The organism is Microbacterium sp. NPDC056736 (assembly GCF_042790415.1).
In the GTDB taxonomy this organism is placed as follows: domain Bacteria; phylum Actinomycetota; class Actinomycetes; order Actinomycetales; family Microbacteriaceae; genus Microbacterium.
On record NZ_JBHTZE010000001.1, the window covers coordinates 569,257 to 582,305 of the forward strand.

The window sequence follows — 13,049 nt, forward strand, 5'->3', positions numbered from 1 at the left end:
CATCAGCCCGCCGGAGGCGCGCGAGATTCGCACGCCAGACCAAGACCGACTCGTGACACAGCAACCACGAGTGGAGAGGAAGTCGACATGATGAAGAAGAAGCACCTCGCTGCCGGAGCAGCGCTTCTCGGCGCGAGCACGCTCGTGCTGGCCGGCTGCGCCGGAGAAAGCGGAGCCGACGCCGCGGACGGGGGCGGCTCGGGTGAGGCCGCCGACCGCGCGATCGAGCTCGCCGTCTTCAACGGCTGGGACGAGGGCATCGCCGCGTCCTACCTGTGGGAGGCCATCCTCACCGAGAAGGGGTATGACGTCGAGCTCACCTACGCCGACGTCGCGCCGGTATACGCCGGCCTGGCGCAGGGCGATTTCGACCTCGTGCTCGACACCTGGCTGCCCACCACCCACGCGGACTACATGGAGCAGTACGGCGACGACCTCGTCGACCTCGGCGTCTGGAACGACGAGGCCTCGCTCACCATCGCCGTGAACGAGGACGCGCCCATCGACTCGCTCGAGGAGCTCGCCGCGAACGCCGAGGAGTTCGGCAACGAGATCGTCGGCATCGAGCCGGGTTCCGGCCTGATGCGCATCACCGGCGACGAGGTCGTGCCGGGCTACGGCCTGGAGGACATGACGCTCATCGAGTCGTCGACGCCCGCGATGCTCGCGGAGCTCCAGTCGGCCACCGATGCCGGCGAGAACATCGTCGTGACGCTGTGGCGCCCGCACTGGGCGTACAGCGCGTTCCCCATCAAGGACCTCGAGGACCCGCAGGGCCTTCTCGGCGAGGCCGAGGGCATCCACTCGGTCTCCTCGACGCCCTTCGGCGAGGACTTCCCCGAGGTGAGCGACTGGATCTCGGACTTCGAGATGCCCAGCGACCTGCTGTACTCGCTCGAGGACGCGATGTTCAACGAGTACGACGGCGACGACTACGGTCCCATTGTCGAGCAGTGGATCGCCGACAACCAGGAGTGGGTCGACGGCCTGACCTCCTGACCGGCTGACGCCCGGAGGGCGAACGCCACCGCGCCCCGCACTAGGGTGTGGGCATGACGGTGGCGTTCGTCCTGGGCGGCGGCGGGGTCCGGGGTGCCGTGCAGATCGGCATGCTGCGTGCCCTGCTGGAGTCCGGCATCCGTCCCGACCTCATCGTCGGCACCTCCATCGGCGCGATCAACGGCGCGCTCGTGGCCAGCGACCCGCGGCCCGCCGTGATCGAGCGCCTGCTCGACGCGTGGACGTCGCCCGAGGCGAGCGCCGTGTACGGGGACTCGCTGTTCGCCCAGTTCACGCGCCTCGTGAGGACGAGGACGCATCTGAACTCGCCGACGCCGCTGCGGCGGCTGCTCGAGCGGGCGCTCGGGGCGGACACGAGGTTCGAGGATCTGCCGGTGCGCCTGCGCGTCGTCGCCGCGAGCATCGAGCGCGCCGCCGAGCAGGTGTTCGACTCCGGGCCGCTCATCGACGCCGTGCTGGCCTCGGCATCCGTGCCCGGCCTGCTGCCGCCCACCCGCATCGGCGACGAGCACTTCATCGACGGCGGCATCGTCAACTCCATCCCGATCTCCCACGCCGTGGAAGTGGGCGCCCGCACCGTCTTCGTGCTGCAGGTGGGCCGCGTCGAGGCGCCGCTCGAGGCGCCCCAGTCCGCCGTCGACACGGCCCGGGTGGCCTTCGAGGTCGCGCGCCGGCACCGGTATGCGCGCGACATGGCCACCATCCCCGAGGGCGTCACCCTCCACGTGCTGCCCAGCGGCGGGACGGACGGCGACGACACGCTCCTGTCGTACCGGCGCATGGACACCGTGCGGGGGCGTATCGACCGCGCCTACGAGGCGAGCCGCGAGTTCCTCCGCGTGGGCGGCCTCATCCCCGGCGGTGCGTGATGCGGCTCCCGCCGACGTGGCTGCGACGCATCCTTCTCGCACCGCTGGTGATCGTGGCGGCGGTTCTCATGCTGGCGCTCACCCCGCTGTGGCTGCTCGTGGGGCTGGCGCTGACGTCGTTGGTGCCCGGCCGGTTCCGGCTGCCCCGCATGCTGTGGCTGATCACGGTGTACCTGCTGTGGGACGCCGTGATGGTCGTGGCGCTGTTCGGCTTATGGGTCGGGTCGGGCTTCGGCTATGCGCTGCGACGGCCGGGGTTCGTGACCGCGCACTATCGCCTCGGCGCGTGGGGGCTGCGCGTCCTCTTCCGCATCTTCGGGAGCGTCCTGCGCCTGACCATCTCGACCACCGGCTCCGACGACGCGCTGCCGGATGCCGCCACCGGCGACCCGGCCGCGGACCTCATCTCGGGGGCGGCCGCCGGCCCCGACGCCTTCGACGCCCTGTTCGCGCCGGGCACACCGCTCATCGTCGCGAGCCGGCACGGGGGACCGGGCGACTCCTTCATCCTGATCCACACCCTGTTGAACGAGGCCGGCCGGCGCCCCCGGATCGTCCTGAAGTACACGCTGCAGTGGGATCCCGCGATCGACATCCTGCTGCACCGCGTGCCGTCGCGGTTCATCGTGCCCACCGGCTTCGACCGCGCGCCCCGCGGCGGCGGGATGGAGGTGGAGCGGGCGCTCGCCCAGCTGGCCGAGGATCTCGGGCCGGACGACACCTTCGTCATCTTCCCCGAGGGCGGCAACGTGACCCCGGGTCGCCGGCTGGCGCGCATCAAGCGGCTGCGCGATGCCGGGCGCGAGAGTCTGGCCGTGCGCGCCGAGGCGCTCCTCCACGTGATGGCGCCGCAGCCGGGCGGCATCCACGCGGCGCTGGACGCGGCGCCGACCGCGGACGTCGTCTTCATCGCCCACACCGGTCTCGACCGCCTGGCGACGCTCCGCGACATCTGGCGGGAGCTGCCGATGGACAAGCGCGTCACCATGTGCGCCTGGCGCGTCCCCCGCGCGGACGTGCCGGAGGGCATCGACGCGCGCGCCGTCTGGCTGTTCGACTGGTTCGCGCGGATCGACGCATGGATCGACGCGCACCCCGAGCTCGGCCGCTGAGCCTCAGCGGTGCGGCTTCGGGTGCACCACGCGTCCGGGGGCGTCGCCGTGGCCGCGCGAGGGCACCGGCCACGTGGCCGGCGGCGTGGAGCTGGGGCGCTGCGGGGTGGGCGCGGGAAGCGGCTCGGCGACCGGCGAGGCCGGGGCGGCCGGTGACGCCGCTGGCGACGCCGTCGGTGTCGTCGTCGGCGGCGAGGCCGGGGCATCGGATGCGGGAGCGGAGGTCGCGGGCGCAGGCGCCGCGGTCGTCGGGCCGAGCTCGAGCATGACCTTGTTCTCGAGCACCTCGATCGCCTCGTCCGAGAGCGAGATGAGCCCGTCGAGCTCTTCACGCACACGGCGGTACGCCAGCTGGCGCTCCGCGGGAGTGGCGGCCTCGTCGATCGCCACGGTCAGCAGCTTCTTCGCCGTGTCGAGCCGCTTGCGCTCCATCTCGGTGAAGCTCGAGTCGCGCAGGCGCCGCGCGTCGCGTTCGGCGACGTCGAAGGCGACCTCGAAGTCGGCCACGGCGTTGCGGTACTCGGCGAGCTGGTCTCTCGTCAGCCGCGCCTTCGACGACGCGGGGCGCAGCCCGTCGGCGATGCGCTTGGCGCGCAGGAACGCGGCCGTCAGCGGTTGACGGCCGTCGCTCATCGCCGGGAAGGCGATGATCTTCGCGACGTCGAGCTCGTACTCCAGCCATCGCGAGGTGACCGAGTCGTGGGTCGCGAAGAGCCGCTCGAGCTGGGTTGCCTGGGTCTCGCGGCCGGCCGGGCCCGCTTCGGCGACGGCGGTGGGACCGGTGACGGAGGGGAGGGATGCCGCCGGCACCGCCTTGCCGCGGGCCGCCGCCTGTGCCGCCTTGAGCTCGGCCTTGGCGTGCATCATCTCGAGCCGCCGCTTATGCCGGCGTCTCGCGCTCTGCTCCCACGCGTTTCCGACGGCGGCAAGAAGGCCGAACGCTGGGAAGGCCAGCCACCAGAAGTCGCGCAGGAACTCGAAGAACGGCTCCACCCTGTCATGCTAACGGCCGCCGTCGACCGCCGCTCTCTCCTCAGGGCACCCTGCCAGCGGGCGGCTCGCCCTGCCGGGGCTGCGGGAGCTTCGCCAGCAGCGACGGCAGCCGGTCGGCCAGCTCGGCGATGGCGGTGGCCGCCGCGCTGATGCTCGCGGCCGTGGCCGCGGCGGGCGACGTCGCGCGCGCCGCGCCGGGCACGCCGGCCTGGCGCTCGGCCTCGTCGAACGCGGCCTCCAGGTGGCGCACCGCGACGCGGTACTCGGCGAACTGCTGCGGCGTCACGCGGTCGCGCAGCATCGGCCGCTTCGAGAGCGCCTCGCGCTGTGCGAGGAGGAAGGCGACGGTGGCCGGATGCCGCGTATCGGTCATCTGCGGATGAGCCAGCGCCTTGTCGACGTCGGTCTCGTACGCGAGCCAGCGCGCGTTGACCGCGTCGTGCACGGCGCACAGCCGCTCGATCGGCAGCGGGTCGTGTGCGGCGGCGGCCCGATACTGCGAGTAGCCCGCCTTCACGCGGGACCGGCTCGCCCGCAGCTCGAGCGACGCGTTTCTCTCCGCCTGCTTCGCGGCCTGCAGCGCGCGCCGGGCGTCGTACGCGCGCACCGGACCGGCGGACTTCGTCGTGAGCGCCTCGGCCTGAGCGGTCCGCACGCGCGCCTTCGCCGCGACGAGCGCCCGGTAGGCCTGCGACTCCTCGTGCCGCGCGGCGTCGAGTTCGAGACGACGCGCGCGACGGCTGCGCGTCGTCAGCCCGGCGTAGGTCGCCGCTCCGGCGCCTGCGGCTGCCGGGGCGACCCACCACCAGGACGACATGACGAGGAGGATCGTCTCCACGGTGCCATGCTAGTCGCGATATAGCGCGGTCGTCGCCGGGAGTCTGCTGTGCGCGGTCGGGCGCTCCGTCAGCCGAAGAGCAGGGCGAAGACGGTGGCGCCGCCGCCGACGAGGATGAGGGCGACGATCGTCACCCACGCGATGATCTTGACGCGACGCTGCCGCGTGTCGTTGAAACCGCTGTACTCGTCGTCGTCCGCCGCCATGCGACTCATCCTACTTGTGGGTTCAGGGTGGGACGCGTCGCGTTCGGGGCGCATCCCGTCCGTTCGGGGCGCGTCCGGCGCGCCCCGAACGCACGCGGTGCGCCCCAAACCGGGGAGTTGGGGGTGAAGCTCAGCCCGGTCAGGCCGTGTGCTCGGTGACGATCGGGCCGAAGGCGTCGGGGAGGGTCGAGGTCGACAGGCCCCGCAGCTCGGCCAGAGGCACCGTGAACAGGCCCTGCACCTCGAGCGCCGGCTCGTCGCCGTCGGCCGCGGAGTCGGTCACGCCGATGCGCAGCACCGGGTAGCCGCGGCCCTCGCAGAGCCCGCGGAACTTCACGTCGTCCTCGCGCGGCACGCTCACGATGACGCGGCCGGTCGACTCCGAGAAGAGCGCGGTCGCGGCATCCACCCCGTCGCGCTCCTGGATCTCGTTCAGCCACACGCGCGCGCCGACGCCGAAGCGGATGACGGCCTCGGCGAGGGCCTGCGCGAGGCCGCCCGACGACAGGTCGTGCGCCGACGAGACGAGCGACTGCTGCCCGGCCGCGTGGAGCAGGTCGGCGAGCTTCTTCTCCTGCGCGAGGTCGACGGCCGGCGGGCGACCGCCGAGGTGGCCGTGGATGGTCCCGGCCCATTGCGAGCCCGAGAGCTCGGTGGCGGTGACGCCGAGCAGGTAGATGTTCTCGCCGGCGTCCTGCCAGCCCGACGGGATGCGGCGCGCGACGTCGTCGATGATCCCGAGCACGCCCACGACGGGGGTCGGGAAGATCGGCTGGTCGCCGGTCTGGTTGTAGAACGAGACGTTGCCGCCCGTGACGGGGACGCCGAGTTCGAGGCATCCGTCCGACAGTCCCTCGACCGACTGCGAGAACTGCCACATGACCTCGGGGTTCTCGGGGCTGCCGAAGTTGAGGCAGTCGGTCACCGCGGTGGGCTGCGCGCCCGTGACGGCGACGTTGCGGTACGCCTCGGCGAGGGCGAGCTTCGCGCCCTGGTACGGGTCGAGCTGGCAGTAGCGCCCGTTGCAGTCGGTCGCGATCGCGAAGCCGAGGCCGGAGTGCTCGTCGACGCGGATCATCCCCGCGTCGTCGGGGAACGACAGCGCCGTGTTGCCCATGACGTAGTAGTCGTACTGGTTGGTCACCCACGACGTGTCGGCGAGGTTCGGGCTCGCGACGAGGGTCGTGAACTGCTCGCGCAGCGTGTCGGCGTCGCTCGAGCGCGGCAGTGCGGAGGCGGAGTCGTCGCGGAGCGCATCGATCCAGGTCGGATAGGCCACGGGACGCTCGTACACCGGGCCGTCCACCGCGACGGTCGACGGGTCGACGTCGACGATCTGCTCGCCGTGCCAGAAGATCTGCAGGCGTCCGTCGCCGGTCACCTCGCCGAGCACCGACGTCTCGACGTCCCACTTGGCCGTGACGGCGAGGAACGCGTCGAGCTTCTCCGGCGAGACGATCGCCATCATGCGCTCCTGGCTCTCGCTCATGAGGATCTCCTCGGGCGTGAGCGTGGGGTCGCGCAGCAGCACCTTCTCGAGGTCGACGCGCATGCCCGAGCCGCCGTTGGCGGCGAGCTCCGACGTCGCGCACGAGATGCCGGCCGCGCCGAGGTCCTGGATGGCCTCGACGAGCTCGCCCTGGTACAGCTCGAGGCAGCACTCGATGAGCACCTTCTCGGCGAACGGGTCGCCGACCTGCACCGCGGGGCGCTTGGTGGGACCGCCGTCGGCGAAGGTGTCGGAGGCGAGGATGGATGCCCCGCCGATGCCGTCGCCGCCGGTGCGGGCGCCGAAGAGCACGACCTTGTTGCCGGCGCCGGACGCGTTGGCGAGCTTGAGGTCCTCGTGGCGAAGCACGCCCACCGCGAGGGCGTTGACGAGCGGGTTGCCCTGGTAGACCGCATCGAACACGGTCTCGCCGCCGATGTTGGGCAGGCCGAGGCAGTTGCCGTAGAACGAGATGCCGCTCACGACGCCGTGCACCAAGCGCGCGGTGTCGGGGTTGTCGATGGCGCCGAAGCGCAGCTGGTCCATCACGGCGACCGGGCGCGCGCCCATCGAGATGATGTCGCGCACGATGCCGCCGACGCCGGTCGCGGCGCCCTGGAAGGGCTCGATGTAGCTCGGGTGGTTGTGCGACTCCACCTTGAAGGTGACCGCCCAGCCCTCGCCGATGTCGACGACGCCGGCGTTCTGGCCCATGCCGACCATGAGCCGTTCCTTCATCTCGTCCGAGACCTTCTGGCCGAACTGGCGCAGGTAGATCTTCGAGGACTTGTAGGAGCAGTGCTCCGACCACATCACGGAGTACATCGCCAGCTCGCCCGACGTGGGGCGGCGGCCGAGGATCTCGCGGATCTGCGCGTACTCGTCGTCCTTGAGGCCGAGCGCCGCGTACGGCTGCTCCTTCTCCGGAGTGGTGGCGGCGTTCTCGACGGTGTCGGCGACAGCGGCCTGGGAGGGGGTGGTCACGCGGCTCAACTCCAGGATTCGGGGGATGCCGGACCGGTCCAGTCTAGTTCGGCGCGACACGGGGTGACGGATGCCGGCCGATCGCGGGGGTCGCGCTCGAGAAAGGGGTTGACGGATGCCGCGCCCCGCCGTAACCTACAACCAAATGGTTGTAGGAATTGAGCTCAGCGATGACGAGATCGACCGCGTGTTCCACGCGCTGGCCGCGGCCACGAGGCGCGACATCCTGCGTCGGACGATCGACGGCGAGCACTCCGTCTCGGCGCTGGCACGCGAGTACGACATGTCCTTCGCGGCCGTGCAGAAGCACGTCGGCGTGCTCGAGGCCGCGGGGCTCATCGTCAAGCGGGCCGAAGGGCGCGAGCGCCTCGTCCGGGCGGATCCCACGATGATCGCCCGCGCCCGCGCACTGCTGGCCCGCTACGAGGACCTGTGGCGCGCTCGCATCGACCGGCTCGACGCTCTGCTGGCAGAACCTGCCGGCCCTGCCGGCCCCGCCGGCGCCCCGCGCACCACCGAAGAACGCACGAAGAAGAACGACCCCCGCAACGAAGGAGAATGACGATGCCCGTCACCGATGTCACCACCGACGCCGAAGCGCTCACCATGACGCTGACGGCCGACTTCGCGGCTCCCGTCGACCGGCTGTGGAGCGCTTTCACCGATCCGCGCCAGCTCGAGCGGTTCTGGGGCCCGCCCGGGTACCCCGCCACCTTCACCGAGTTCGACCTCACCGCCGGGGGCCGGGCGCGGTACCACATGACCAGCCCCAAGGGCGAGCAGTTCCACGGGGTGTGGGAGTTCCTCGAGATCGACGGGCCCCGCACGTTCTCGGCGCTCGACTCGTTCGCCGATGAGCAGGGCGAGGTGCTGGCCGAGATGCCGACCTCCCGCATGGTGTTCACGTTCGAGCAGACGCCCACCGGCTCCCGGCTGGTGAACACCACCCACTTCGACTCGGCGCAGGCGCTCGAGCAGGTGGTCGCGATGGGCGCGGTCGAGGGCTCGACGATGGCGATCAACCAGCTCGACAAGGTGCTCGCGGGCCTGCGCGAGTACGCGGCCGGCAAGGGCACGCAGACCGAGATCCTCGACGACACCCACGTGCGCATCACGCGTCTCATCGAGGGCCCGATCGACCTGGTGTGGCGCGCGCACCAGGAGCCCGAGCTGCTCCAGAAGTGGATGCTCGGCCCCGACGGGTGGCGCATGTCGGTGTGCGAGGTCGACCCGTCGGTCGGCGGACGCTACCGCTACGAGTGGGAGCCCGTCGAGGGCGCTCCGGGCGAGCGCTTCGGGTTCGACGGGGAGACCCTCCTGTCGGAGCCGCCGCGCCGCGCGGTCACGACCGAGCACATGACGGGGACGGACTACCCGTCGACGCTCAACGACCTGACCCTCGAGGAGGAGGACGGCGTGACCCTCATCACGGTCCTCATCGAGTATCCGGACTCGCAGACCCGCGACATGGTGCTCGCCACCGGCATGACCGACGGCATGGAAGCCAGCTACGCCCGTCTCGAGGGCGTGCTCGCCGGGGTCTGACCACCCCGCGCACGAGCGGGACGGATGCCGCGGCATCCGTCCCGCTCCGTCGTCCGGCCGAGTTCGGCCGGGATGTCGGTCACCGCCGCCTACGATCGTGACGTGGACTTCTCCTTCGCATTCACGCCCGATCTCATCGCCGTGTTCATCACGCTGTTCGTGCTCGAGATCGTCCTCGGCGTCGACAACGTCATCTTCATCTCGATCCTCGCGTCCAAGCTGCCCAAGGAGCAGCAGGCGAAGGCGCGCAACCTCGGCCTGACCCTGGCGATGGTGATGCGCGTGGTCCTGGTGCTGTTCGCCGGGTGGATCATCACGCTGAAGAACGACGTGTTCTTCGTCGGCGAGATGGGCTTCTCGTGGAAGGACCTCATCCTCATCGCCGGTGGCCTCTTCCTCGTCTACAAGGCGGTCACCGAGATCCACCACAAGCTGGAGGGCGCCGAGGAGGAGCACGGCGGCGTCGGACGCAAGACGATCACGTTCGGGTCGGTGCTGCTGCAGATCCTGCTGCTCGACCTCGTCTTCTCGCTGGACTCCGTGATCACCGCGGTCGGTATGACCGAGAACCTCGTCGTGATCATCACCGTCGTCGTGCTGTCGTTCGGCATCATGCTGTTCGCCTCGCGCTTCATCTTCGCGTTCGTCAACAAGCACCCCACGGTGAAGATGCTCGCGCTGTCGTTCCTGCTGCTCATCGGCGTCTTCCTCGTGGCGGAGGGCTTCGAGATCAAGATCGACAAGGCCTTCATCTACGGCCCGATGGCCTTCGCGATCTTCGTCGAGGCCCTCAACCTCGCCTACTCCGCACGCAAGGCCAAGCGCGACAAGCGGGAGCCGCACGCGGTGCAGCTGCGTCCGCAGTACCCCGACGTCGACGAGTCGGTCGCGGTCTCGGCCGCCCTTTCGGGTGGGGCGTCGGGAGGCTCCGTCGGCCTCTCGTCGAAGCCGGTGTCGGGGGATGCCGCGCCCGACGCCCGCGCCGAGCGCCAGGGCCTCGGCTGACCAGGCGCCCCGCCGCTTGACGCGAAGTCTCCGGGGTTTGGGGCGCCGCGCGACCGTTCGGGGCGCGCGCGGCACGCCCCGACCGTCCGCGGCGCGCCCCAAACCCGAATAAGCCGTCGGTCGTCGACGCGAGGGCTCAGGCCGGGTCGGCGAGCAGCCGGTAGCCCATGCCCGACTCGGTGAGCAGGTGCGCGGGGTGGCCGGGGTCGGCCTCGAGCTTCTTGCGCAGCTGCGACATGTACAGGCGCAGATAGCCGGTGTCGGCGACCTGCTCGGTGCCCCAGATGTCCTTGAGCAGCGTCTGCCGCGTCACGAGCGAACCGGGGTTGCGTACGAGGAACTCGAGGATGCGCCACTCCGTGGGGGTGAGGTGCACGCGCTCGCCGGAGCGGGTCACCGACTTGGTGGAGAGGTCGACCACGACGTCCCCGAACGTGACGACGGGGGCACCGGATGCCGCGCCCGCGCGTCGCGAGAGCGCCCGCAGTCGCGCCAGCAGCTCGTCGACCTGGAACGGCTTGGTGACGTAGTCGTCGGCTCCGGCATCGAGTGCGTCGACCTTGTCGCCGGAGCCGGTCCGGCCGGACACCACGATGATCGGGGCGGCGGTCCAGCCCCGCAGCGCCTGGATCACCTGCACGCCGTCGAGGCGCGGCATCCCGAGGTCCACCATCACGATGTCGGGGTGCTCCTTCGCAGCCAGCGCGATCGCGGCAGCGCCGTCGGGCGCGGCGATGACCTCGTAGCCGTGCGCGGCGAGGGTGATCCGCAGCGCCCTCACCAGCTGGGGGTCGTCGTCGGCGATGAGGACCTTCACGCAGCGGCTCCTTCCGGGACGTGATCGTCGGCCACGGGGAGCGAGATGACCATCGTGAGGCCGCCCCCGGGGGTGTCCTCCGGCGCGAGCGTACCGCCCATGCCCTCCGCGAATCCCTTCGACAGCGCCAGTCCGAGGCCGAGGCCGGCGGTGTTGTCGGTGTCGCCGAGGCGCTGGAACGGCGTGAACATGTCGTCGCGGCGCTCCGGAGGGATGCCGGCGCCGTGGTCGAGGACGCGGATCTCGGCGGTCCGGCCGAAGCGTCTCGACGACACGCGCACGAGCGAACCGGCGGGCGCATGGCGGGCGGCGTTGGCGAGCACGTTCACCAGCACCCGCTGCAGCAGCACGGGATCGGCCTTCAGAGGCGGCAGGTCCGGGTCCAGGGCGAGGTCGAACCGCTCGGGCCCCCCGTTCAGCTCGTCGAGGGCGGCGAGCACGATCTCGGCGCTGTCCACCCGCTGCAGCGACACGGCGAGCACCCCCGCCTGCACCCGGCTCACGTCGAGGAGGTCGGTGACCAGGGCCGACAGCGTCGCGAGGGATTCGTCGGCCGTCGCGATCAGCTCGTCGCGGTCATCGGCCGACAGGTTCGCCCCCGCCGCGCGGAGTCCGCCGACGGCGGCGACCGCGGCGGAGAGGGGACGCCGCAGGTCGTGGCTCACGGCCGAGAGCAGCGCGCTGCGCACCTGGTCGGTCTCGGCCAGCGCATCGGCCTCCCGCGCCGTGCGGGTGAGGTCGGTGTGCTCGAGGGCGGCCGAGAGCTGCGCCCGGACCGCGTCGATGAGGCGTCGCTCCGAGGCGTCCAGGACGTGGCCGTGCAACTCGAGCATCGCGGGCGGCCCGCCGTTGCGCCGGCCGACCGTGACCGCGTCGAAGCGGCCGTCGCGCACCGGCTCGCCGTCGGTGGCGAGCACGGTGCCGTCGGCGTCGACGAGGCGCACGCCGGCGAGGCCGAGGGACTCCCGGGTGCGGCTGATGAGCGCGAGCACCCCGGAGTCGCCGCGCAGCACGCTGCCGGCGACGGTCGCGAGCAGCTCCGCCTCCGCTTCCGCGCGGTGCGCCGCCCGCGCCGCGCGAGCGGCCCGGTCGACGACGAAGCTCACGAGCACCGCGATCACGACGTACAGCACGAGCGCCCAGACGTTCCGGGGGTCGGCGATCGAGGCGGTGTAGTACGGCTCGACGAAGAAGTAGTTGAGGGTCAGCGCCGACATCACGGCCGCGAACACCGCCGGCCAGATCCCGCCGACGAGCGAGACCAGCACGACCAGCAGCTGGTACGCCAGCACGTCGCTGGTGATGGTCTCGTCGCTGCGGATGCCCACCAGGAACCACGTCAGCAGCGGCCCGCCCACGAGCGCCAGGCCGAAGCCGAGCAGCCGGCGCCGCCGGCCCAGGACCCCGCCGCTCACGCGGGGCAGCGTGAACCGGTCGCCGCGGGCGCGCGGCTCGCCGACGTCGGGCTCCTCCCGGGACTGCACCCCGTCGCCGCCGCGCTCCATGCCGCCACCCTACGACCCGGCAGCCGTGCCACGACGGGTGTCCTCACGGAATCCGAACGCCACCGCGGGGACCGCGATGCCGCGGGGGTCGCAGGTCCCCAGGTCGCGGCGCGTGGGGCGGCGGCATCCGCCCCACGCCATCGGCAGCCCGGGAGCTACCCCAGCTGGCCGCGGACGGCGCCGGCGGGGAAGCTGGGCAGGCTGTGGACGTTGACGTAGTAGTTGTCGGGATCGCGCATGATGGCGAGGATCAGCTCGCGGTCGGCGGCCACGCAGCCGCTGACGCTGTCGGTGCCGGTGAACGCGCCGGAGAACAGCGAGACGACCACGGGTCCTGCCGCATCCGCCGTGCCCACGTGGATGTGCCCGGCGAAGACGGTGCCGTCGACGTCGGCCCAGTCGATGTCGAGGCAGACCTCTCCCTGCCCCGGGTTGAGCCGCAGCGACGCCGTTCCGCTCGCATCGGGATCACCCGGCCCCGGCACCTCGGCAGCACCCGACAGCGGAACCGTGAACGGCCTCCCGCCGTCCTCCGCCTGCGCGGCGCCCGCGAACACCAGCGTCGCGGCCAGACCCGTCACCAGTCCGATGAAAAGTGGCTTGCGCATGGACTTCCTCCCTCGTCCCGTCCCGCGCCCACCCCTCCGCAGACGCGGCTGTGCGAAG

12 protein-coding genes and 1 pseudogene are annotated in these 13,049 nt (G+C 71.6%); 6 read left to right on the forward strand and 7 right to left on the reverse strand.

Features of this window, described 5'->3' with window-relative positions; translation table 11 throughout:
* The first annotated feature begins 87 nt into the window (after nt 1-87).
* From ACFRAL_RS02620 to ACFRAL_RS02630, 3 genes are read left to right on the forward strand one after another with little or no spacing between them, the layout of a single operon-like run.
* Nucleotides 88-999, forward strand: coding sequence for a glycine betaine ABC transporter substrate-binding protein (locus ACFRAL_RS02620; RefSeq protein ID WP_378879403.1), 912 nt, complete (start codon nt 88-90; stop codon nt 997-999).
* Nucleotides 1,000-1,052: 53 nt separating this feature from the next.
* Nucleotides 1,053-1,889, forward strand: coding sequence for a patatin-like phospholipase family protein (locus tag ACFRAL_RS02625; protein ID WP_378879405.1), 837 nt, complete (start codon nt 1,053-1,055; stop codon nt 1,887-1,889).
* The gene (locus tag ACFRAL_RS02630) at nt 1,889-3,001 is read left to right on the forward strand and encodes a 1-acyl-sn-glycerol-3-phosphate acyltransferase (protein ID WP_378880217.1); all 1,113 of its coding nucleotides are present in this window, start codon (nt 1,889-1,891) and stop codon (nt 2,999-3,001) included. Before ACFRAL_RS02625 ends, ACFRAL_RS02630 begins: the two co-directional genes overlap by 1 nt.
* 3 nt (nt 3,002-3,004) lie before the next feature.
* Here ACFRAL_RS02630 and ACFRAL_RS02635 read toward each other — a convergent pair whose 3' ends face one another.
* From ACFRAL_RS02635 to purL, 4 genes are all read right to left on the reverse strand, one after another.
* Entirely contained in the window at nt 3,005-3,994 is a 990-nt protein-coding gene (locus ACFRAL_RS02635) for a hypothetical protein (RefSeq protein WP_378879407.1), read from the reverse strand.
* A 40-nt stretch (nt 3,995-4,034) separates the two neighbouring features.
* A complete protein-coding gene (locus tag ACFRAL_RS02640; protein ID WP_378879409.1) occupies nt 4,035-4,832 on the reverse strand; it encodes a hypothetical protein in 798 nt (265 codons plus the stop codon).
* A 68-nt stretch (nt 4,833-4,900) separates the two neighbouring features.
* The gene (locus ACFRAL_RS02645; protein WP_192633022.1) at nt 4,901-5,038 is read right to left on the reverse strand and encodes a hypothetical protein; all 138 of its coding nucleotides are present in this window, start codon (nt 5,036-5,038) and stop codon (nt 4,901-4,903) included.
* A gap of 139 nt (nt 5,039-5,177) precedes the next feature.
* Nucleotides 5,178-7,511, reverse strand: coding sequence for a phosphoribosylformylglycinamidine synthase subunit PurL (gene purL, locus ACFRAL_RS02650; RefSeq protein ID WP_378879412.1), 2,334 nt, complete (start codon nt 7,509-7,511; stop codon nt 5,178-5,180).
* 145 nt (nt 7,512-7,656) lie between these two features.
* On the opposite strand from purL, the gene ACFRAL_RS02655 reads away from it, so the two are divergent.
* The 3 genes from ACFRAL_RS02655 (at nt 7,657) to ACFRAL_RS02665 (ending at nt 10,061) form a co-directional block, all read left to right on the forward strand.
* The gene (locus ACFRAL_RS02655; RefSeq protein WP_378879415.1) at nt 7,657-8,073 is read left to right on the forward strand and encodes an ArsR/SmtB family transcription factor; all 417 of its coding nucleotides are present in this window, start codon (nt 7,657-7,659) and stop codon (nt 8,071-8,073) included.
* Nucleotides 8,074-8,075: 2 nt separating this feature from the next.
* On the forward strand, nt 8,076-9,056 hold the full coding sequence (locus tag ACFRAL_RS02660; protein ID WP_336393943.1) for an SRPBCC family protein: 981 nt from the start codon (nt 8,076-8,078) through the stop codon (nt 9,054-9,056).
* A gap of 102 nt (nt 9,057-9,158) precedes the next feature.
* On the forward strand, nt 9,159-10,061 hold the full coding sequence (locus ACFRAL_RS02665; protein ID WP_336393942.1) for a TerC family protein: 903 nt from the start codon (nt 9,159-9,161) through the stop codon (nt 10,059-10,061).
* Between the two features lie 136 nt (nt 10,062-10,197).
* Here ACFRAL_RS02665 and ACFRAL_RS02670 read toward each other — a convergent pair whose 3' ends face one another.
* The 3 genes and pseudogenes from ACFRAL_RS02670 to ACFRAL_RS02680 form a co-directional block, all read right to left on the reverse strand.
* Nucleotides 10,198-10,878: a response regulator gene (locus tag ACFRAL_RS02670; RefSeq protein ID WP_336393941.1), complete on the reverse strand. Its 681-nt coding sequence runs from the start codon at nt 10,876-10,878 to the stop codon at nt 10,198-10,200.
* Nucleotides 10,875-12,323 (reverse strand): annotated as a pseudogene (locus tag ACFRAL_RS02675) (DUF4118 domain-containing protein); the annotation flags it as partial. The pseudogene ACFRAL_RS02675 and the gene ACFRAL_RS02670, both read right to left, overlap by 4 nt.
* 215 nt (nt 12,324-12,538) lie before the next feature.
* Complete coding sequence (locus ACFRAL_RS02680; RefSeq protein ID WP_378879421.1) at nt 12,539-12,991, reverse strand: CHRD domain-containing protein; 453 nt, start codon at nt 12,989-12,991, stop codon at nt 12,539-12,541.
* Between the last annotated feature and the right edge of the window lie 58 nt (nt 12,992-13,049).